Here is a 19,551-nt window from a genome sequence, read left to right on the forward strand (position 1 = left end):
GGACTCAAGGGATGGGACGTCCTTTTTTGTCGGTCGCAGCCTGTACAATGCAGGCTTTTACACAACATGAGGTGTGCGCTTTGACTGCTCCAGGTGCTTCGAATTCCACGACAGGCGTGCTTTATGTGGTGGCCACGCCGATTGGCAACCTGGATGACATGAGCGCTCGTGCCCTGAAGGTGCTGCGCGATGTTTCGCTGATTGCGGCGGAAGATACCCGGCACTCGTTACGGCTGATGCAGCACTTCGGCATCCCGACGCCATTGGCGGCCTGCCACGAACACAATGAGCGTGAGGAGGGGAGCCGTTTTATCACCCGCCTGCTGGCGGGCGACGACGTCGCGCTGATTTCAGATGCCGGCACGCCGCTTATCTCCGACCCTGGCTACCATCTGGTGCGTCAGGCGCGAGCAGCTGGCATCCAGGTAATCCCCGTCCCGGGCGCCTGCGCCTTGATCGCCGCACTGTCGGCGGCGGGGTTGCCCTCGGACCGTTTCATCTTCGAAGGCTTTTTGCCGGCCAAGTCGGTGGGTCGCAAGGCGCGCCTCGAACTCGTTAAAGAAGAGCCGCGCACGCTTATCTTTTATGAGGCACCGCACCGCATTCTCGAATGCCTTCAGGACATGGAAGCCATCTTCGGTCCGGAGCGTCCGGCTGTGCTGGGGCGCGAATTGACGAAAACATTCGAAACCCTGAAGGGGCTGCCGCTGTCGGAGCTACGTGCATTCGTGGAAGGCGACAGTAATCAGCAGCGCGGCGAGTGCGTTGTTCTCGTGTCGGGCTGGACTGAACCTGAAGGCGAAGATGCCGTTGGCGCCGAAGCGCGAAGGGTGCTGGATCTGCTGCTGGAGGAAATGCCGCTTAAGCGTGCAGCCGCTCTGGCTGCGGAGATCACAGGCGTGCGCAAGAATTTGCTCTACCAGGTTGCCCTGGATAAACAGAAGGACATGTGACGGGATGTCGCGGATGGCTTCGCAGATGGCCCGAAAGCCGATTAAAGCTTGTTCTTGAGCCGCCCTGCCATTAACCTTGGCGGCGGAGAGTCGATTGGACAGTCGCTGCCTTTCATTGTTCCGCAATGAAGGGGGGAGGAAAGTCCGGGCTCCATAGGGCGGAGTGCCAGGTAACGCCTGGGGGGCGCGAGCCTACGGAAAGTGCCACAGAAAATAACCGCCTAAGCACTTCGGTGCCGGTAAGGGTGAAAAGGTGCGGTAAGAGCGCACCGCACGTCTGGCAACAGTTCGTGGCTAGGTAAACCCCACTCGGAGCAAGACCAAATAGGGTTCCAAGGCGTGGCCCGCGCTGGAACCGGGTAGGTTGCTAAAGATGTCCAGTGATGGCCATCGTAGAGGAATGACTGTCCTCGACAGAACCCGGCTTACAGATCGACTCTCCACCTCCTTTTCCCCCCTCGTTTGTACGATTTTCCCCCGCCAGTAATGCCAAAAAAATCTTAAACCTCACAAATCACTTTAACTTCAAACCCTATCTGTCTGTTCGTCCTCGGAATTATCTGTAGGACCGATCCGAAATCTGTCACATCTCCTTCGTAAGTGCTCCTAAATATCCGTCCTATAAGGGTTTTCCTCGTGAAGTCGCCTTGACGGTGTGGTGGGCGCATTCCTATAGTGTGCGCGAGTGGCGGAAAGTGGCGTGAAGTGGGTTTTTTGACCGCAAAAAGATAATATTGGAGATCGCGCCTGTGTTCCGTGGTGCAAACGCAATCAATCTCGACGCAAAGGGCCGTCTCGCTATGCCGAGCCGGTACCGTGACGAGTTGGATTCGCGTAGCGCCGGGCAGTTGATCGTCACCATTGATACCGTTGACCCGTGCTTGTGCATCTATCCGCTTCCCGAGTGGGAGTTGATTGAGGCCAAGCTGCGCGAGCTCGCCACGTTCCGTGAAGAAAACCGTCGCCTGCAGCGGCTGTTGATCGGTAATGCGGTCGATCTGGAGCTGGACGGCAGTGGGCGTTTCCTGGTGCCGCCACGTTTGCGTGAGTACGCCAAGCTCGATAAGCGAGTGATGCTGGTAGGCCAGCTCAATAAGTTTCAACTGTGGGATGAGGACGCCTGGAACGCACTTGCTGATGCGGACCTTGCGGCCATTCAAAAACCGGGCGCGATGCCCGATGAATTGCGTGATTTGATCTTGTGACTATTAATAGCGGCTTTACCCACATCACCGTACTGCTCGAAGAAGCCGTCGAGGCTCTCGCGGTACGCGCCGATGGCTGCTATCTGGATGGCACCTTCGGGCGTGGCGGACACAGCCGCCTTATATTGCAGAACCTGGCGCCGGAGGGTCTGCTTCTCGGATTCGATAAAGACCCCCAAGCGATTGCCACCGGGCAGACGCTGGCGGCCGAAGACGGCCGCTTTGTCATTGTGCAGCGCAGCTTTGCCGAGCTGGGCGACGAGGTTCAGGCGCGTGGCCTGGCGGGCAAGGTCAGCGGAATTCTCCTTGATCTTGGTGTGTCTTCGCCGCAGCTGGACGACCCCGAGCGCGGCTTCAGCTTCATGAATGATGGCCCGCTCGACATGCGCATGGACCCGTCCCGCGGCGTCAGCGCGGCCGAGTTCGTCAATACCGCCTCGGCAGAAGAAATCGCTCGCGTCTTCAAGGAGTACGGAGAAGAGCGGTTTGCCCGCCGCATGGCCGGTGCCGTCGTGGCGCGCCGCGAGACTCAACCGTTCGAGCGCACCGGCGATCTGGCCGAAGTGCTGAAAGTTGCCAACCCGGCGTGGGAAAAGGGCAAGAACCCTGCGACCCGCGCATTCCAGGGCCTGCGCATTCACGTCAACAATGAACTGGGTGATCTGGAGGCAGGCCTTGAGGCTGCCCTGGACGCCCTTGAAGTCGGTGGGCGTCTGGTCGTCATCAGCTTTCACTCGCTGGAAGACCGCATCGTCAAATTGTTCATGCGCAAGCTGGTCAAGGGCGAAGCCGATAACCTGCCGCGCAATCTTCCTATTCGCCATCAGGCCTTTGAGCCACGCATCAAGCTGATCGGCAAAGCGCAGTTTGCTTCCGACGACGAAACCCGCGCCAACCCCCGTTCGCGCAGCGCTGTCATGCGCGTTGCGGAGAAGCTCCGATGAGCCGCGGTTTCTTCAAGCCGTTGCCGGGCGGCAGCTTTTTCATGTTGCTGCTGTATGTAGCGGTATTGGTCTCGGCGATCGGTGTCGCCTACAGCGCGCATTGGAATCGTCAGTTGCTGAACTCTCTTTATGGCGAGCTGAGCGTGCGTGACAAGGCGCAGGCAGAGTGGGGCCGTCTGATTCTTGAGCAGAGCACCTGGACCGCCCACAGCCGTATCGAAGCCCTGGCCACCGATCAGCTTAAAATGCGCATTCCGAACGCCGCCGATATCCGGATGGTGTCGCCATGATGAAACTCGAAGGGGCGCTCTATCCCTGGCGGTTCCGTGTCGTGGTCGGCCTGCTGTCGGTCATGGTCATCGCGATCTGCTACCGCATCGTCGACCTCCAGGTCATCGACCACCGCTTCCTCATTGAACAGGGCGACGCGCGCAGCCTGCGTACCGTTTCGATTCCCGCGCACCGTGGTTTGATCACCGACCGCAACGGCGAGCCGCTGGCCGTCAGTACGCCGGTGACCACTATTTGGGCGAACCCGTCCGAGATGCAGGCCGACAAGTCCAAGTGGACCCAGCTGGCACAGGTACTGGGGCAGGATCCCAAGGCGTTGACTGATCGCCTCAATGAACAAGCCGGTAAAGAATTCATTTATCTGGTCCGTGGCCTGACGCCGGAGCAGGGTCAGTCAGTGCTGGACCTGAAAGTGCCGGGTGTTTATGGCAAGGAAGAATTCCGCCGCTTCTACCCCGCTGGCGATGTCACCGCACACATGGTCGGCTTTACCGACCTCGATGATCACGGCCGCGAAGGCGTGGAGCTGGCTTACGAAGACTGGCTCGCCGGTGTCCCCGGCAAGCGGCAGGTCATCAAGGACCGGCGCGGCAGGATGATCAAAGACCTGCAAGTGAAGAAAAACGCCAAGGCCGGCAAGACCTTGGCTTTGTCTATTGATCTGCGCCTGCAATACCTGGCGACCCGCGAACTGCGCAACGCCATTCAGGAAAACGACGCCAAGGCTGGCAGCCTGGTGATCATGGACGTGAAGACCGGCGAAGTCCTGGCGATGGTCAATCAGCCGACCTACAACCCGAACAACCGTCGCACCATGGTGCCGGCTGCGATGCGTAACCGCGCGATCATCGACGTGTTCGAGCCGGGTTCGACCATGAAGCCGATTTCCATGACCGCAGCACTGGACAGCGGCCGCTGGAAACCGAGCGACAAGGTCGAGGTTTACCCGGGCACATTGCAGATCGGCAAATACACCATCCGTGACGTGACCAAAACCGAAGGCCCGATCCTCGACCTGACCGGCATCTTGATCAACTCAAGTAACGTCGGCATGAGTAAAGTGGCGTTCGACGTCGGCGGCGAAGCGATTTTCCGCGCCATGCAGCGTGTGGGGCTGGGTCAATACACTGGCCTGGGCTTTCCGGGCGAGCGCGTTGGCAACCTGCCGAACTACCGCGAGTGGCGCAAGGCCGAAACCGCAACGCTGTCGTACGGCTACGGCCTGTCGGTGACGGCGCTGCAGTTGGTGCACGCCTATGCGGCGCTGGCCAACAACGGCAAGATCGTGCCGCTGACCATTCTCAAGACCGACACGCCAGCCGACTCGGTTCAAGCCATTCCGGAAGCGACGGCCAAGACGCTGCAGGGCATGTTGCAGCAAGTGATCGAAGACCCGCGCGGCGTCTACCGTGCGCGCGTTCCGTCGTATCACGTGGCGGGCAAGTCCGGTACGGCGCGTAAAACGTCCGTGGGTACCAAGGGCTACGCCGAAAACTCGTACCGTTCCCTGTTCGCCGGCTTCGGCCCGATGAGCAACCCCCGTTATGCGGTCGTGGTGGTGATCGATGAGCCAAGCAAAGGCGGTTACTTCGGCGGTTTGGTTTCCGCCCCGGTATTCAGCAAGGTCATGTCGGGCACGCTGCGCTTGATGAACGTGCGCCCGGACAACCTCGCGCCGGTTCCGCCTGAGCAACAAGCCAACGCCGTACCTGCCGTCGCTCCAGTCAAGGGAGGACGTGGCTGATGTCGTTGAATTTGAGCAAGCTGTTTGCGCAGTGCAATCGCGATCTGCTGATTCGCGAACTGACCCTGGACAGCCGCAAAGTGCGGCCGGGCGACCTGTTTCTGGCAATCCCGGGTCTCAGGGTTGATGGCCGTGAGCACATCACCGACGCCATAGCACATGGCGCGGCTGCGATTGCCTATGAGGTGGAGGGCGCCAAAGTGCTGCCTATCACCGACATTCCGATGATTCCGGTCAAGGGCCTGGCCGCGCAGCTGTCCGACATCGCCGGCCGCTTTTATGGCGACCCAAGCCGCAACCTGAAGCTGATCGGCGTGACCGGCACCAACGGGAAAACCAGCGTGACCCAATTGGTGGCGCAGGCGTTGGACACGCTGGGACAACGCTGCGGCATCATCGGCACTCTGGGCACCGGCTTCTACAGCGACCTGAAAAGCGGCATCCACACCACGCCGGACCCTATCTCCGTGCAATCGACCCTGTACGACCTGAAAAGGGCCGGGGCAAAAGCGATCGCCATGGAGGTTTCGTCCCACGGGCTGGACCAGGGCCGAGTTACGGCGCTGGCCTTCGACGTGGCGGTGATGACCAATCTGTCCCGCGACCATCTGGACTACCACGGCACCATGGAAGCCTACGCTGCGGCGAAGGCCAAATTGTTTGCCTGGAATGACCTGCGTTGCCGCGTGGTCAACCTTGACGATGCGTTTGGTCGCCAGCTCGCTGCCGCGCCCCACGCATCCCGTCTGATTACGTATAGCCAGGAAGACAGCAGCGCTTACCTGTTCTGCCGCGATGCGCAGTTTGATGATGATGGCGTGCGCGCCACATTGGTAACGCCGCAGGGCAGCCATGCGTTGCGCAGTCGCCTGCTCGGCAAATTCAATCTGAGCAATGTATTGGCGGCGGTCGGCGCATTGATGGGGTTCGATTACCCGCTGGATGACATTCTCAAGGTCCTGCCGACGCTGGAAGGCCCGGCTGGCCGGATGCAGCGTTTGGGTGGCGGTTCGCGTCCGCTGGTGGTGGTCGATTACGCCCACACGCCGGACGCGCTGGAAAAAGTCCTCGCTGCCCTGCGCCCCCACGCGGAAGGTCAATTGGCCTGCCTGTTCGGCTGTGGTGGCGACCGTGATCGCGGCAAACGTCCGCTGATGGCGGAAGTGGTCGAGCGTCTGGCTGACAAGGTCATCGTGACCGACGACAACCCGCGCAGCGAAGACCCTGCCCGTATTTTTGATGACATCCGTGGCGGATTCACGTCAGCGGACAAGGTGGGTTTTGTGGCCGGTCGTGGTCAGGCCATCGCCCAGATCATCGCTCAGGCGTCCGCTGCTGATGTGATCGTGCTCGCCGGCAAGGGCCACGAGGATTACCAGGAAATCAACGGACAGCGTCAGCCGTTTTCCGACCTGGAAGAAGCCACCAAAGCGCTCGACGCCTGGGAGGCCGCACATGCTTAAGCCGCTTTCGTTCAGCGAATTGCTCGTGCCGCTCGACGCCCGTCGTGTGGGCCATGACTGCAGTTTCTCCGGTGTCAGCATCGACAGCCGGGCGATCACGCCCGGGCAGTTGTTTGTGGCGCTGACCGGCCCGCGCTTTGACGGTCACGACTACCTCGACCAAGTGGCTGCCAAAGGCGCAGTCGGCGCATTGGTTGAGCGTGAAATTCCGGGCAGTTCGCTGCCGCAGTTGATCGTCGGCGACACCCGCAAAGCGCTTGCGCAACTCGGCGCGCTGAACCGCAATGCCTTTATAGACAAGCCGGTGGCTGCAATCACTGGTTCCAGCGGCAAGACTACCGTGAAGGAAATGCTCGCCAGCATCCTGCGCACGCGTGGTCCGGTCCTGGCGACACGCGGCAATCTGAACAACGAACTGGGTGTCCCGCTGACGCTGCTGGAACTGGCACCGGAATTCGACGCCGCCGTGATCGAACTGGGTGCGTCGCGCGTCGGCGAAATCGCTTTCACGGTCAGTCTGACCAAACCGCACGTTTCGGTCCTGACCAATGCCGGGACCGCCCACGTGGGTGAGTTCGGCGGGCCGGAAAAAATCGTCGAAGCCAAGGGCGAGATCATCGAGGGTCTGGACGCTCGCGGTGTTGCGGTGTTGAACCTTGACGACAAGGCTTTTGATATCTGGGTCGCCCGCGCCGGCTCCCGCAAAGTGCTGAGCTTTGCGCTGAACAACGGTCGCGCTGACTTCTACGCCAGCGACCTGGGCATCGACGCACGCGGTTGCCCGGCATTCGTGCTGAACACCCCGGTCGGTTCGGCGCCGGTGCAATTGAATCTGTTGGGCATGCACAACGTGGCCAACGCAATGGCCGCCGCCGCCGCTGCCCATGCGCTGGACGTTTCGCTGGCAGGCATCGTCGCCGGCCTGAACAACGTACAGCCGGTAAAAGGCCGTACCGTTGCGCAGATTGCGCCGAACGGCATGCGCGTCATTGATGACACCTACAACGCCAACCCTACGTCAGTGGCTGCCGCGACCGACATCCTCACCGGGTTCCCGGGCCGCAAGGTCCTGGTGCTGGGTGATATCGGCGAGCTGGGCGCGTGGGCGGAGCAGGGGCATCGCGATGTCGGCCAATACGCGGCCGGAAAAGTCGACGCGCTCTATGCCGTCGGTCCGTTGATGGCCCATGCAGTCAAGGCTTTCGGGCAGGATGCCCGCCATTTTGAAACTCAGGCCGAGCTGATCGAAGCGCTCGGCGCCGAGCACGATAAAAACACCACCATTTTGATTAAAGGTTCACGCAGCGCTGCGATGGAAAACGTCGTAGCGGCCTTATGCGGAACACGCCTGGAGAAACATTAATGCTGCTGCTGCTGGCCGAGTATCTGCAACAGTTCTACAAAGGCTTCGCGGTCTTTCAGTACCTGACCCTGCGCGGGATCCTTGGCGTGCTTACCGCACTGTCACTTTCCCTGTGCCTGGGCCCATGGATGATCCGTGCCCTGCAGAGCAAGCAGATCGGTCAATCCGTGCGCAACGACGGGCCTCAATCGCACCTTTCCAAGTCCGGCACACCGACCATGGGCGGCGCGCTGATTCTGTCTGCCATCGGCATTGCGACCTTGTTGTGGGCCGACCTGAGCAACCGTTACGTGTGGGTCGTGCTGATCGTCACGCTGCTGTTCGGTGCCATTGGCTGGGTGGATGACTATCGCAAAGTGATCGAGAAGAATTCGCGTGGGCTGCCGAGTCGCTGGAAGTACTTCTGGCAATCGGTGTTCGGCCTGGGCGCGGCGATCTTCCTTTATATGACCGCACAATCGCCGGTGGAAACCACGCTGCTGATCCCGATGCTCAAGGACTTCAGCATCCCGCTGGGCATTGGCTTTGTGGTGCTGACGTACTTCGTGATCGTCGGCTCCAGCAACGCGGTCAACCTGACGGATGGCCTGGACGGTCTGGCGATCATGCCCACCGTGATGGTCGGCGGCGCGCTGGGGATCTTCTGCTACCTGTCGGGCAACGTGAAGTTCGCCGAATACCTGCTGATCCCCTACGTGCCAGGCGCGGGCGAATTGATCGTGTTCTGTGGCGCGCTGATCGGTGCAGGGCTGGGCTTTCTCTGGTTCAACACCTATCCGGCTCAGGTCTTCATGGGCGACGTCGGCGCACTGGCACTGGGTGCCGCGCTGGGCACCATTGCGGTCATCGTCCGCCAGGAAATCGTCCTGTTCATTATGGGCGGCGTCTTCGTGATGGAGACTCTGTCAGTCGTCATTCAGGTCGCATCGTTTAAATTGACCGGCCGCCGCGTTTTCCGCATGGCGCCCATCCATCACCACTTTGAACTCAAGGGCTGGCCCGAGCCACGCGTGATCGTCCGTTTCTGGATCATCACCGTGATTCTGGTGTTGGTCGGCCTTGCCACGTTGAAACTGAGGTAGAACGAGTGTCACTGATCGCTTCTGACCACTTCCGCATCGTTGTCGGCCTCGGCAAGAGCGGCATGTCCCTGGTTCGCTTCCTGGCGAACCGGGGCGTGTCGTTTGCTGTCGCCGATACGCGGGAGAATCCGCCAGAACTCGCGACATTGCGCCGTGACTACCCGCAGGTTGACGTGCGCTGTGGTGAGCTGGACGTTGAATTCCTGTGCCGCGCCGATGAGCTGTACGTCAGCCCCGGTCTGGCGCTGGCGACCCCGGCCTTGCAGCAAGCGGCCATGCGCGGCGTGAAGCTGTCCGGCGACATCGAGCTGTTCGCTCGCAATGCCAAGGCACCCATCATTGCCATCACCGGATCGAACGCGAAAAGCACGGTCACCACGCTGGTGGGCGAGATGGCAGCGGCAGCGGGCAAGCGTGTCGCGGTGGGCGGGAATCTCGGCACGCCCGCGCTGGACCTGCTCCGCGATGACGTCGAGCTTTACGTGATGGAGCTGTCAAGCTTCCAGCTGGAAACCACTGACCAGCTCGGCGCAGAAGTTGCCACCGTGCTCAACATCAGTGAAGACCACATGGACCGCTACAGCGGCCTGCCGGCGTACCACCTTGCCAAGCACCGGATCTTCCGCGGTGCCCGTCAAGTAGTAGTCAATCGTCAGGACGTGTTGACCCGTCCGCTGATTGGTGAAGGCGTGCCGTGCTGGACCTTTGGGCTGAACAAGCCCGACAGGAACGGTTTCGGCCTGCGCGAAGAGAATGGCGAGAAGTACCTGGCCTTTCAGTTCGACAACCTGATGCCGGTCCGCGATTTGAAAATCCGCGGTGGCCACAATCAGGGCAACGCGTTGGCCGCCCTGGCGCTGGGCCATGCGGTCGGTCTGCCGTTCGACGCCATGCTCGCCAGCCTCAAGACATTTGCCGGTCTGGTTCATCGCTGCCAATGGCTGCGTGAGCTCGACGGCGTGAATTATTACGACGACTCCAAGGCAACCAACGTCGGTGCCGCGCTGGCAGCGATCGAAGGCCTGGGTGCCGACATCGACGGCAAGCTGGTGCTGATTGCCGGCGGCGATGGCAAGGGCGCGGATTTCGCCCCGCTGAAAGCCCCGGTGGCTGCCCATTGCCGAGCTGTCGTCCTGCTGGGCCGCGATGCGCCATTGCTCGCCGCGACCTTCGGCGATTCGGTGCCTCTGGTACGCGTCACTACATTGGAAGAAGCCGTGCAACGTGCTGCTGATATCGCGCAGGAAGGGGACGCCGTGTTGTTGTCGCCCGCCTGCGCAAGCCTGGACATGTTCAAGAATTTCGAAGAGCGCGGACACCTGTTCGCCCAGGCCGTGGAGGACTTGTCATGATTTTTGGCGTGATCAAGCCGTACCCGTCGCCGATCATCAGCGGCCGTGGCGTTGACGTCGATTTCCCGATGCTCGCCGGTTGCCTCGCGCTGCTGGGCCTGGGCCTGGTAATGATCACTTCCGCGTCCTCGGAAGTGGCTGCCGTGCAGTCGGGCAATGCGCTGTACATGATGACCCGTCACTTGATCTATCTGGTGCTCGGCCTGATTGCCTGCGTCGCGACCATGATGGTGCCGGTTGCCACCTGGCAGCGCCTCGGCTGGCTGATGCTGATCGGCGCGTTCGGCCTGTTGATCGCGGTGATCGTGCCCGGCATCGGGCGTGAGGTGAACGGTTCGATGCGCTGGATCGGCTTCGGCATGTTCAACGTGCAGCCGTCGGAAATCGCCAAAGTGTTCGTGGTGATTTTCCTGGCCGGCTACCTGATTCGTCGGCAGCAGGAAGTACGCGAGAGCTGGATGGGCTTCTTCAAGCCGTTCATCGTGCTGCTGCCGATGGCCGGTCTGCTGCTGATGGAGCCGGACTTCGGCGCCACGGTCGTAATGATGGGCGCGGCGGCCGCCATGCTGTTCCTGGGTGGCGTCGGCCTGTTCCGTTTCAGTCTGATGGTGGCGCTGGCGGTCGGTGCGGTGTTCGTGCTGGTTCAGGCGCAACCCTACCGGATGGCGCGTTTGATCACCTTTACCGACCCGTGGTCCGATCAATTCGGCTCGGGCTACCAGCTGACCCAGGCATTGATCGCCTTCGGTCGCGGTGAATGGCTCGGCGTCGGCCTTGGCAACAGCGTGCAGAAGCAGTTCTACCTGCCTGAAGCTCACACCGACTTCGTGTTCTCGGTGCTGGCAGAAGAGCTGGGCGTCGTGGGTTCCCTCGCCACGGTCGGGCTGTTCGTGTTCGTCAGTATCCGTGCGATGTACATCGGCATGTGGGCCGAGCGCGCCAAGCAGTTCTTTGCTGCGTACACCGCCTACGGTTTGGCTTTCCTGTGGATTGGTCAGTTCCTGATCAACATCGGTGTGAACGTCGGTTTGCTGCCGACCAAGGGCCTGACCCTGCCATTCCTCAGCTACGGCGGCAGTTCGTTGATCATCTGCTGCGCCAGCCTGGGGCTGTTGCTGCGCATCGAGTGGGAATCGCGCAATAACATGGGCAGCGAAGAAGCCGAGTTCCAGGAAAGCGACTTTGCCGAGGAGCCGACCCATGGCCGCCGGTAACGTATTGATCATGGCGGGCGGCACCGGCGGACACGTGTTCCCGGCGCTGGCGTGTGCCCGTGAGTTCCAGGCCCGCGGTTACACCGTGCATTGGCTGGGGACGCCGCGCGGCATCGAGAACGAGCTCGTGCCCGCCGCAGGTTTGAAGCTGCACTTGATCAATGTCACCGGTTTGCGCGGCAAGGGCCGGCTTTCGCTGCTCAAGGCGCCGTTCATGCTGATCAAGGCGTTGTTGCAGGCGCGCAAGGTCGTGCGTGAATTGTCGCCGGTCTGCGTCGTCGGCTTCGGTGGCTACGTGACGGGCCCGGGCGGCCTGGCGGCGAAACTGGCCGGCGTGCCGCTGATCATTCATGAGCAAAACGCAGTCGCGGGCACGGCCAACCGCAGCCTGGCGTCGTTCGCCGCTCGGGTCTGTGAAGCCTTCCCGCAGACCTTCGCCGCTTCGGCCAAGCGCCGCACCACGGGCAATCCGGTGCGCGCCGAGCTGTTTTTCGAGACGCCGCGCCAGACGCTGATCGGCCGCAGGCCCCGCCTGCTGGTGCTGGGCGGAAGCCTGGGCGCCGAGCCGTTGAACAAATTGCTGCCAGAAGCACTGGCGCAAGTGCCTGCCGATATCCGCCCTGAGGTGTTTCATCAGGCCGGCAAGCACCACGATGAAGTCACAGCCGAGCGTTATCGCACCGCGGGTGTCGAGGCGCAGGTCGCCCCCTTCATCAAAGACATGGCCCAAGCCTATGGCTGGGCGGATCTGGTGGTCTGCCGCGCAGGCGCGTTGACCGTCAGTGAACTGGCTGCTGCCGGGCTGCCGTCATTGCTGGTGCCGTTGCCCCATGCGATCGACGATCACCAGTCGCGCAACGCCGATTATCTGGCTCGCGAGGGCGCTGCCTTCGTCATGCCGCAAGCGACAACTGGCGCCGCCGAGATGGCCGCTCGCCTGAAAGAGGTTTTGATGCAACCCGAACAATTGAACCGTATGGCCGTCACGGCTCGCCAACTGGCCAAGCCTGACGCCACCAACACCGTCGTCGATATCTGCCTGGAGGTGGCCCATGGTTGAGAACCAACGCGCCATGCCACAGCCGGAAATGCGCCGCATCCGTCGTATCCACTTCGTGGGCATCGGCGGCGTGGGCATGTGCGGTATCGCTGAAGTGTTGCTGAACCTGGGCTATGACGTCTCCGGTTCCGACCTCAAGGCTTCGCCTGTCACTGAGCGTCTCGAATCGTTCGGCGCGCAGATCTTTATCGGCCATCGCGCCGAAAACGCCTCGACCGCTGATGTACTGGTGGTGTCGAGCGCGGTGAACACCTCCAACCCGGAAGTGGCGACCGCCCTTGAGCGTCGCATTCCAGTCGTGCCGCGCGCCGAAATGCTCGCCGAGCTGATGCGCTATCGCCACGGCATCGCCGTTGCCGGTACGCACGGCAAGACCACTACCACCAGCCTCATCGCATCGGTGTTTGCCGCGGGCGGCCTTGATCCCACCTTCGTGATTGGCGGCCGCCTGAACGCGGCCGGCACCAACGCTCAGCTTGGCACCAGCCGTTACCTGATCGCCGAAGCCGACGAAAGCGACGCGAGCTTCCTGCACCTGCAACCATTGGTCGCCGTGGTCACCAACATCGACGCCGACCACATGGCGACCTATGAAGGCGACTTCAACAAGCTGAAGAAGACCTTCGTCGAGTTCCTGCACAACCTGCCGTTCTACGGTCTGGCCGTGGTCTGCATCGACGATCCGGTGGTCCGCGACATTCTGCCCTCGGTCAAGCGTCCGATCATGACCTACGGCTTTGATGACGCCGCCGACGTGCGCGCGATCAATGTGCGTCAGGACGGCATGCGCACTCACTTCACCGTGCTGCGTCGTGATCGCGAGCCGCTGGACGTGTCGGTCAACATGCCGGGCAAGCACAACGTGCTGAACTCGTTGGCAACCATCGCCATCGCCACTGACGAGGGCGTCTCTGATGAAGCCATCGTTCAGGGCCTGTCAGGGTTCCAGGGTGTTGGCCGGCGCTTTCAGGTGTACGGCGAGTTGCCGGTGGAAGGCGGCAACGTGATGCTGGTGGACGACTACGGTCACCACCCGCGCGAAGTGGCTGCCGTCATCAATGCCGTGCGCGGTGGCTGGCCGGACCGTCGTCTGGTCATGGTTTACCAGCCGCACCGCTACAGCCGCACCCGCGATCTGTACGACGATTTCGTGCAGGTCCTCAACGAGGCCAACGTGTTGCTGCTGATGGAAGTCTATCCGGCCGGTGAAGAACCGATTCCCGGCGCGGACAGCCGTCAACTGGCGCACAGCATTCGCCAGCGCGGCGTGATTGACCCGATCTACATCGAGCGCGGCGTCGAATTGGCCCCGCTGGTGAAACCGTTGCTGCGTGCCGGCGACATCCTGCTGTGCCAGGGCGCCGGCGACATCGGCGGGCTTGCACCGCAATTGCTGAAAAGCCCGCTGTTTACTGGCGCAATCGTGGCCTCAACCGAAGGTAAGCTGAAATGACAGCCGCCCTGCAGTCCGCCCTGTTCTCGACGCTGGAGCCCAAACGCTTCGGGCGTGTCGCCGTGCTCTTCGGCGGCAAGAGTGCGGAGCGGGAGGTTTCCCTGAAATCCGGCAGCGCGGTGCTTGAAGCGCTGCAAAGCGCAGGTGTCGACGCGTTCGGTATCGACGTGGGCGAGGATTTCCTGCAGCGGCTGGTCAGTGAGAAAATCGACCGCGCGTTCATCGTGCTGCACGGTCGCGGCGGCGAAGACGGCACCATGCAGGGTTTGCTCGAGTGCCTGGAAATCCCTTATACCGGCAGCGGCGTTCTCGCGTCGGCGCTGGCAATGGACAAGTTGCGCACCAAGCAGGTCTGGCAGAGTCTAGGCCTGCCAACGCCGCGTCACGCCGTGCTGACCGTGGAGGCAGATTGTATTTCTGCGGCGACGGAACTGGGCTTTCCTTTGATCGTCAAACCCGCCCATGAAGGTTCCAGTATCGGTATGGCCAAGGTGACCGGCGTCGATGAATTGATCGCCGCCTGGAACGCCGCTCGTACCTACGATTCGCAAGTGTTGGTCGAACAATGGATCGAAGGTCCGGAGTTCACCGTCGCCTCTCTGCGTGGGCAGGTATTGCCGCCCATCGGCCTGGGTACTCCCCACAGTTTCTACGACTACGACGCCAAATACCTGGCCTCCGATACCCAGTACCGGATTCCCTGCGGCCTCGATGCAGCCAAAGAAGATGAACTCAAGTCCCTCACGGCGCGCGCCTGTGAAGCGGTCGGCATCGCCGGCTGGGCGCGCACCGATGTCATGCAGGACGCCGACGGCAAATTCTGGCTGCTGGAAGTGAACACTGTTCCTGGCATGACCGATCACAGTCTTGTGCCTATGGCGGCGCGTGCGGCCGGGCTCGACTTTCAACAATTGGTGTTAGCGATTCTGGCCGACAGCGTCCAGGTGCGAGGGTAAATCATGCACGGCGCAACGCTTCGTCATCAGCAATCCGCTACCGGCCGCAAGCCGGTGCCGCGTGGTGCCAGCCGGATGGTCGACAGGGAGCCTCTGTCTTCGCGGATGCCGAGGCCCAATTTCGGTTTCCTGCGCAGCCTGATGTGGCCGGTGCTGCTGGTGGTGTTCGGTTTCGGCACTTACGAAGCCGCCCAGCGCCTGCTGCCTTACGCGGACCGGCCGATCTCGCGGATCAGCGTGCAGGGCGACCTGAGCTACATCAGCCAGCAAGCCGTGCAGCAGCGGATCGCGCCGTACGTGGCGACCAGCTTCTTCAACATCGACCTGGCGGGCATGCGCACCGAGCTTGAGCAAATGCCGTGGATTGCCCATGCCGAGGTCCGCCGTGTCTGGCCGGATCAGGTGGTGATCCGTCTGGAAGAACAACTCCCGGTTGCGCGTTGGGGCGATCAGTCCCTGCTGAACAACCAGGGCCAGGCATTCACACCGCGTGAACTGGCCAACTACGAACACCTTCCGCAGTTGTTCGGGCCTCAACGGGCTCAACAGCAGGTGATGCAGCAGTACCAGGTCCTGAGCCAGATGTTGCGCCCGTTGGGGTTCTCCATCGCTCGCCTGGAATTGCGTGAGCGAGGCAGCTGGTTTCTGACCACCGGCGCAGGCAATGCAGGCCCAGGCCTGGAGCTGCTGCTGGGACGAGGCAATCTGGTTGAGAAGATGCGCCGCTTTATCGCCATCTACGAAAAAACACTGAAAGAACAGATCACGAACATTGCGCGAGTCGACCTTCGTTACAACAACGGCCTTGCCGTTGGTTGGCGCGAACAGGCAGCAGCGCCAACGACGGACAAACCCGCCGTCGCGAAGAATTGATAAGAGGCAGGACCCATGGCAAACGCGCAAAGCGGCAAAATGATCGTCGGATTGGATATCGGCACCTCCAAGGTGGTGGCGCTGGTAGGCGAAGTCGCGGCTGATGGCACGCTGGAAATCGTCGGTATCGGCACTCACCCGTCGCGCGGCCTGAAAAAGGGCGTGGTGGTGAACATCGAATCCACCGTGCAATCGATCCAGCGCGCAGTAGAAGAAGCGCAGCTGATGGCCGGTTGCCGGATCCATTCGGCGTTCGTCGGCGTCGCGGGCAACCACATCCGCAGCCTGAACTCCCACGGCATCGTGGCGATCCGCGACCGCGAAGTCAGCTCGGCCGACCTTGAGCGCGTGCTCGACGCTGCCCAGGCCGTGGCGATCCCGGCTGACCAGCGCGTGCTGCACACGCTGCCGCAGGACTACGTCATCGATAACCAGGAAGGCGTTCGCGAGCCTCTGGGCATGTCGGGCGTGCGTCTGGAAGCCAAGGTTCACGTGGTGACCTGCGCGGTGAATGCCGCTCAGAACATCGAGAAGTGCGTGCGTCGCTGCGGCCTCGAAGTCGACGACATCATCCTGGAGCAGCTGGCTTCGGCGTACTCGGTGCTGACCGACGACGAGAAAGAGCTGGGCGTGTGCCTGGTCGACATCGGCGGCGGCACCACTGACATCGCGATCTTCACCGAAGGTGCGATCCGTCACACCGCCGTGATCCCGATTGCCGGCGACCAGGTCACCAACGACATCGCCATGGCGCTGCGTACACCGACTCAGTACGCCGAAGAAATCAAGATCCGCTACGCCTGCGCCCTGGCCAAGCTGGCCGGCGCCGGTGAAACCATCAAAGTGCCGAGCGTCGGCGACCGTCCGCCGCGCGAACTGTCCCGTCAGGCCCTGGCCGAAGTGGTCGAGCCGCGCTACGACGAGCTGTTTACGCTGATCCAGGCCGAACTGCGTCGCAGCGGCTACGAAGACTTGATCCCGGCCGGCATCGTGCTGACCGGTGGCACCTCGAAAATGGAAGGCGCGGTCGAACTGGCCGAAGAGATCTTCCACATGCCGGTACGCCTCGGCGTGCCACACAGCGTCAAAGGGCTCGCGGACGTCGTTCGCAACCCGATCTACTCAACCGGCGTCGGCCTGTTGCTGTACGGACTGCAAAAGCAGTCTGACGGCATCTCGCTGTCCGGCCTTTCCGGCTCCGGTAGCAGTTATAGCGATGAACCGAAGGCCCCAGTGTTAGAACGTCTGAAGCGCTGGGTTCAGGGGAATTTCTAAGATTCAAAAAGCGGTAGGCAGGCAACAGGCGACATAAAACTAGAGAACTGAAGGAGAGGGAACATGTTCGAGCTCGTAGACAACATCCCACAAAGCCCGGTAATTAAGGTTATCGGCGTTGGTGGTGGCGGCGGCAACGCAGTCAATCACATGGTCAAAAGCAACATTGAAGGCGTCGAGTTCATCTGCGCCAACACCGATGCTCAGGCTCTGAAAAACATTGGCGCACGTACCATTCTTCAATTGGGTACCGGCGTGACCAAAGGCCTTGGCGCCGGCGCAAATCCCGAGGTCGGCCGTCAGGCTGCACTGGAAGACCGCGAGCGCATCGCTGAAGTGCTGCAAGGCACCAACATGGTCTTTATCACCACCGGCATGGGCGGCGGTACCGGTACCGGTGCTGCGCCGATCATTGCCGAAGTGGCCAAGGAAATGGGCATCCTGACGGTTGCGGTCGTCACTCGTCCGTTCCCGTTCGAAGGCCGCAAGCGCATGCAGATCGCCGATGAAGGCATCCGCGCGCTGTCCGAAAGCGTCGACTCGTTGATCACCATTCCCAACGAGAAGCTGCTGACCATCCTGGGTAAAGACGCCAGCCTGCTGTCGGCTTTCGCCAAGGCAGACGATGTACTGGCCGGTGCCGTTCGCGGTATCTCCGACATCATCAAGCGTCCAGGCATGATCAACGTCGACTTCGCTGACGTACGCACCGTGATGTCCGAAATGGGCATGGCGATGATGGGCACTGGCTGCGCCAGCGGTCCGAACCGTGCGCGTGAAGCCACTGAAGCGGCCATCCGCAACCCGTTGCTCGAAGACGTGAACCTGCAAGGTGCTCGCGGCATTCTGGTCAACATCACTGCCGGTCCTGACCTGTCTCTGGGTGAGTACTCGGACGTGGGTAGCATCATCGAAGCGTTCGCCTCCGAGCACGCCATGGTCAAGGTCGGTACTGTTATCGATCCGGACATGCGCGACGAGCTGCACGTTACCGTTGTTGCGACTGGCCTGGGTGCAAAAATCGAGAAGCCTGTGAAGGTGATCGACAACACCATGCAGACCGCTCAAGCCGCACCTGTGCAGCAGCAACACGCCGCACGTCAGGAGCTGCCTTCGGTCAACTACCGCGACCTGGACCGTCCGACCGTGATGCGCAATCAGGCACACGCCGGCGCGACAGCGGCAGCGAAGATGAATCCGCAAGACGATCTGGATTACCTGGACATTCCAGCGTTCCTGCGTCGTCAGGCTGATTAATGGGTTCTATCAGGGGTATAAGGGTGATTGGTGTTCAGCAAAGGCGGGGTCTGCTATCATCGCCAGCCTTTGTTGATACTAATTCGCGATACGCGCTGAAGCGGCCAATGCCATGATTAAACAACGCACCCTGAAAAATATTATCCGTGCCACAGGTATCGGCCTGCACTCGGGGGAGAAGGTTTACCTGACCCTCAAACCAGCACCTGTGAACGCTGGCATTGTGTTTTTCCGTACCGACCTTGAGCCGGTGGTCCAGATCAACGCTCATGCGTTGAACGTTGGCGACACCACGCTCTCCACAACGCTATTCAATGGCGACGTGAAGGTCGATACGGTCGAGCACTTGCTGTCGGCCATGGCCGGACTTGGCATCGATAACGCTTACGTTGAACTTTCTGCCTCCGAAGTTCCAATCATGGATGGTAGCGCAGGTCCCTTCGTATTCCTGATTCAATCGGCTGGCCTGGAAGAACAGGACGCACCGAAGAAATTCATCCGCATACTGAAAGAAGTGTGCGTAGAAGAAGACGGCAAACACGCCAAGTTTTTACCGTTTGAAGGTTTCAAGGTAGGGTTCGAGATCGATTTTGATCACCCGTATCTGAAAAACCGCACTCAGACGGCTTGCGTGGATTTTTCCAGCACTTCGTTCGTTAAAGAAGTGAGCCGTGCGCGGACATTCGGTTTCATGAAAGACATCGAATACCTGCGTAAACACAACCTGGCTCTGGGCGGCAGCGTTGAAAACGCGATCGTCGTGGACAAGGACGGCGTGTTGAACGAAGACGGTCTTCGTTATGAAGACGAATTTGTGAAGCACAAGATTCTGGATGCCATCGGTGACCTGTATCTGTTGGGCAACAGTCTGATCGGCGAGTATCAGGGCTTCAAGTCGGGACACGGTCTGAACAATCGTTTGCTTCGTGCGTTGATCGCTCAGGAAGACGCTTGGGAAGTTGTGACCTTCGAAGATGCCAGCACCGCACCGATCTCTTACATGCGCCCCGTTGCGGCGGTGTAAACAGTCTCTTCTTCCTAGTTTTTGATGTTTTCAGGCCACCCT

Annotated in this window: 17 protein-coding genes and 1 other RNA gene; all 18 read left to right on the forward strand. The window is 61.0% G+C overall.

Translation table 11 applies throughout. The features are described from left to right. Positions 1 to 47: 47 nt before the first annotated feature. The 18 genes from rsmI (at position 48) to lpxC (ending at position 19,509) form a co-directional block, all read left to right on the forward strand. Positions 48 to 953: a 16S rRNA (cytidine(1402)-2'-O)-methyltransferase gene (gene rsmI, locus VF672_RS10970; RefSeq protein WP_331104608.1), complete on the forward strand. Its 906-nt coding sequence runs from the start codon at positions 48 to 50 to the stop codon at positions 951 to 953. Between the two features lie 86 nt (positions 954 to 1,039). Then, positions 1,040 to 1,397: RNase P RNA component class A (rnpB, locus tag VF672_RS10975), an RNA gene on the forward strand. Positions 1,398 to 1,702: 305 nt separating this feature from the next. Beyond that, the gene (gene mraZ / locus VF672_RS10980) at positions 1,703 to 2,158 is read left to right on the forward strand and encodes a division/cell wall cluster transcriptional repressor MraZ (protein WP_037017349.1); all 456 of its coding nucleotides are present in this window, start codon (positions 1,703 to 1,705) and stop codon (positions 2,156 to 2,158) included. After that, on the forward strand, positions 2,155 to 3,102 hold the full coding sequence (rsmH, locus tag VF672_RS10985; RefSeq protein ID WP_414705591.1) for a 16S rRNA (cytosine(1402)-N(4))-methyltransferase RsmH: 948 nt from the start codon (positions 2,155 to 2,157) through the stop codon (positions 3,100 to 3,102). Before mraZ ends, rsmH begins: the two co-directional genes overlap by 4 nt. Beyond that, positions 3,099 to 3,392, forward strand: a complete 294-nt coding sequence (gene ftsL / locus VF672_RS10990) for a cell division protein FtsL (RefSeq protein WP_237250762.1) — start codon at positions 3,099 to 3,101, stop codon at positions 3,390 to 3,392. The genes rsmH and ftsL overlap by 4 nt, the downstream gene beginning before the upstream one ends. Next, entirely contained in the window at positions 3,389 to 5,137 is a 1,749-nt protein-coding gene (locus tag VF672_RS10995) for a penicillin-binding protein 2 (protein WP_331104585.1), read from the forward strand. The genes ftsL and VF672_RS10995 overlap by 4 nt, the downstream gene beginning before the upstream one ends. Further along, positions 5,137 to 6,600 carry a UDP-N-acetylmuramoyl-L-alanyl-D-glutamate--2,6-diaminopimelate ligase gene (locus tag VF672_RS11000; protein ID WP_331104587.1) on the forward strand — a complete coding sequence of 488 codons (1,464 nt, stop codon included), beginning with the start codon at positions 5,137 to 5,139 and terminating at the stop codon, positions 6,598 to 6,600. Before VF672_RS10995 ends, VF672_RS11000 begins: the two co-directional genes overlap by 1 nt. Then, positions 6,593 to 7,963 carry a UDP-N-acetylmuramoyl-tripeptide--D-alanyl-D-alanine ligase gene (locus VF672_RS11005; RefSeq protein ID WP_331104589.1) on the forward strand — a complete coding sequence of 457 codons (1,371 nt, stop codon included), beginning with the start codon at positions 6,593 to 6,595 and terminating at the stop codon, positions 7,961 to 7,963. Before VF672_RS11000 ends, VF672_RS11005 begins: the two co-directional genes overlap by 8 nt. Then, on the forward strand, positions 7,963 to 9,045 hold the full coding sequence (gene mraY / locus VF672_RS11010; protein ID WP_037014691.1) for a phospho-N-acetylmuramoyl-pentapeptide-transferase: 1,083 nt from the start codon (positions 7,963 to 7,965) through the stop codon (positions 9,043 to 9,045). The genes VF672_RS11005 and mraY overlap by 1 nt, the downstream gene beginning before the upstream one ends. Before the next feature lie 5 nt (positions 9,046 to 9,050). Next, positions 9,051 to 10,397: a UDP-N-acetylmuramoyl-L-alanine--D-glutamate ligase gene (murD, locus tag VF672_RS11015; protein WP_331104592.1), complete on the forward strand. Its 1,347-nt coding sequence runs from the start codon at positions 9,051 to 9,053 to the stop codon at positions 10,395 to 10,397. Beyond that, a complete protein-coding gene (gene ftsW, locus VF672_RS11020; RefSeq protein WP_414705592.1) occupies positions 10,394 to 11,611 on the forward strand; it encodes a putative lipid II flippase FtsW in 1,218 nt (405 codons plus the stop codon). The genes murD and ftsW overlap by 4 nt, the downstream gene beginning before the upstream one ends. Further along, positions 11,598 to 12,671: an undecaprenyldiphospho-muramoylpentapeptide beta-N-acetylglucosaminyltransferase gene (murG, locus tag VF672_RS11025; RefSeq protein ID WP_331104594.1), complete on the forward strand. Its 1,074-nt coding sequence runs from the start codon at positions 11,598 to 11,600 to the stop codon at positions 12,669 to 12,671. The genes ftsW and murG overlap by 14 nt, the downstream gene beginning before the upstream one ends. Next, positions 12,664 to 14,124, forward strand: coding sequence for a UDP-N-acetylmuramate--L-alanine ligase (gene murC / locus VF672_RS11030; RefSeq protein ID WP_331104596.1), 1,461 nt, complete (start codon positions 12,664 to 12,666; stop codon positions 14,122 to 14,124). The genes murG and murC overlap by 8 nt, the downstream gene beginning before the upstream one ends. After that, positions 14,121 to 15,080, forward strand: a complete 960-nt coding sequence (locus tag VF672_RS11035; protein WP_331104598.1) for a D-alanine--D-alanine ligase — start codon at positions 14,121 to 14,123, stop codon at positions 15,078 to 15,080. The genes murC and VF672_RS11035 overlap by 4 nt, the downstream gene beginning before the upstream one ends. 3 nt (positions 15,081 to 15,083) lie before the next feature. After that, a complete protein-coding gene (locus VF672_RS11040; RefSeq protein WP_331104600.1) occupies positions 15,084 to 15,953 on the forward strand; it encodes a cell division protein FtsQ/DivIB in 870 nt (289 codons plus the stop codon). A gap of 15 nt (positions 15,954 to 15,968) precedes the next feature. Beyond that, entirely contained in the window at positions 15,969 to 17,228 is a 1,260-nt protein-coding gene (ftsA, locus tag VF672_RS11045) for a cell division protein FtsA (protein ID WP_331104602.1), read from the forward strand. A 63-nt stretch (positions 17,229 to 17,291) separates the two neighbouring features. Beyond that, complete coding sequence (ftsZ, locus tag VF672_RS11050; RefSeq protein ID WP_331104604.1) at positions 17,292 to 18,485, forward strand: cell division protein FtsZ; 1,194 nt, start codon at positions 17,292 to 17,294, stop codon at positions 18,483 to 18,485. A 112-nt stretch (positions 18,486 to 18,597) separates the two neighbouring features. Next, positions 18,598 to 19,509 (forward strand): UDP-3-O-acyl-N-acetylglucosamine deacetylase, encoded by a 912-nt coding sequence (lpxC, locus tag VF672_RS11055; RefSeq protein WP_037014674.1) that lies wholly within the window; start codon positions 18,598 to 18,600, stop codon positions 19,507 to 19,509. The last annotated feature ends 42 nt before the right edge of the window (positions 19,510 to 19,551 follow it).

This window comes from Pseudomonas sp., from assembly GCF_036387035.1.
GTDB lineage: Bacteria > Pseudomonadota > Gammaproteobacteria > Pseudomonadales > Pseudomonadaceae > Aquipseudomonas.

Coding starts and splice junctions, on each gene's coding strand:
- ftsW (WP_414705592.1), top strand. CDS start 10,394: ATGATTTTTGGCGTGATCAAGCCGTACCCGTCGCCGATCATCAGCGGC.
- ftsA (WP_331104602.1), top strand. CDS start 15,969: ATGGCAAACGCGCAAAGCGGCAAAATGATCGTCGGATTGGATATCGGC.
- murG (WP_331104594.1), top strand. CDS start 11,598: ATGGCCGCCGGTAACGTATTGATCATGGCGGGCGGCACCGGCGGACAC.
- VF672_RS11005 (WP_331104589.1), top strand. CDS start 6,593: ATGCTTAAGCCGCTTTCGTTCAGCGAATTGCTCGTGCCGCTCGACGCC.
- VF672_RS10995 (WP_331104585.1), top strand. CDS start 3,389: ATGATGAAACTCGAAGGGGCGCTCTATCCCTGGCGGTTCCGTGTCGTG.
- ftsL (WP_237250762.1), top strand. CDS start 3,099: ATGAGCCGCGGTTTCTTCAAGCCGTTGCCGGGCGGCAGCTTTTTCATG.
- lpxC (WP_037014674.1), top strand. CDS start 18,598: ATGATTAAACAACGCACCCTGAAAAATATTATCCGTGCCACAGGTATC.
- ftsZ (WP_331104604.1), top strand. CDS start 17,292: ATGTTCGAGCTCGTAGACAACATCCCACAAAGCCCGGTAATTAAGGTT.
- murC (WP_331104596.1), top strand. CDS start 12,664: ATGGTTGAGAACCAACGCGCCATGCCACAGCCGGAAATGCGCCGCATC.
- VF672_RS11040 (WP_331104600.1), top strand. CDS start 15,084: ATGCACGGCGCAACGCTTCGTCATCAGCAATCCGCTACCGGCCGCAAG.
- VF672_RS11000 (WP_331104587.1), top strand. CDS start 5,137: ATGTCGTTGAATTTGAGCAAGCTGTTTGCGCAGTGCAATCGCGATCTG.
- VF672_RS11035 (WP_331104598.1), top strand. CDS start 14,121: ATGACAGCCGCCCTGCAGTCCGCCCTGTTCTCGACGCTGGAGCCCAAA.
- mraY (WP_037014691.1), top strand. CDS start 7,963: ATGCTGCTGCTGCTGGCCGAGTATCTGCAACAGTTCTACAAAGGCTTC.
- rsmI (WP_331104608.1), top strand. CDS start 48: ATGCAGGCTTTTACACAACATGAGGTGTGCGCTTTGACTGCTCCAGGT.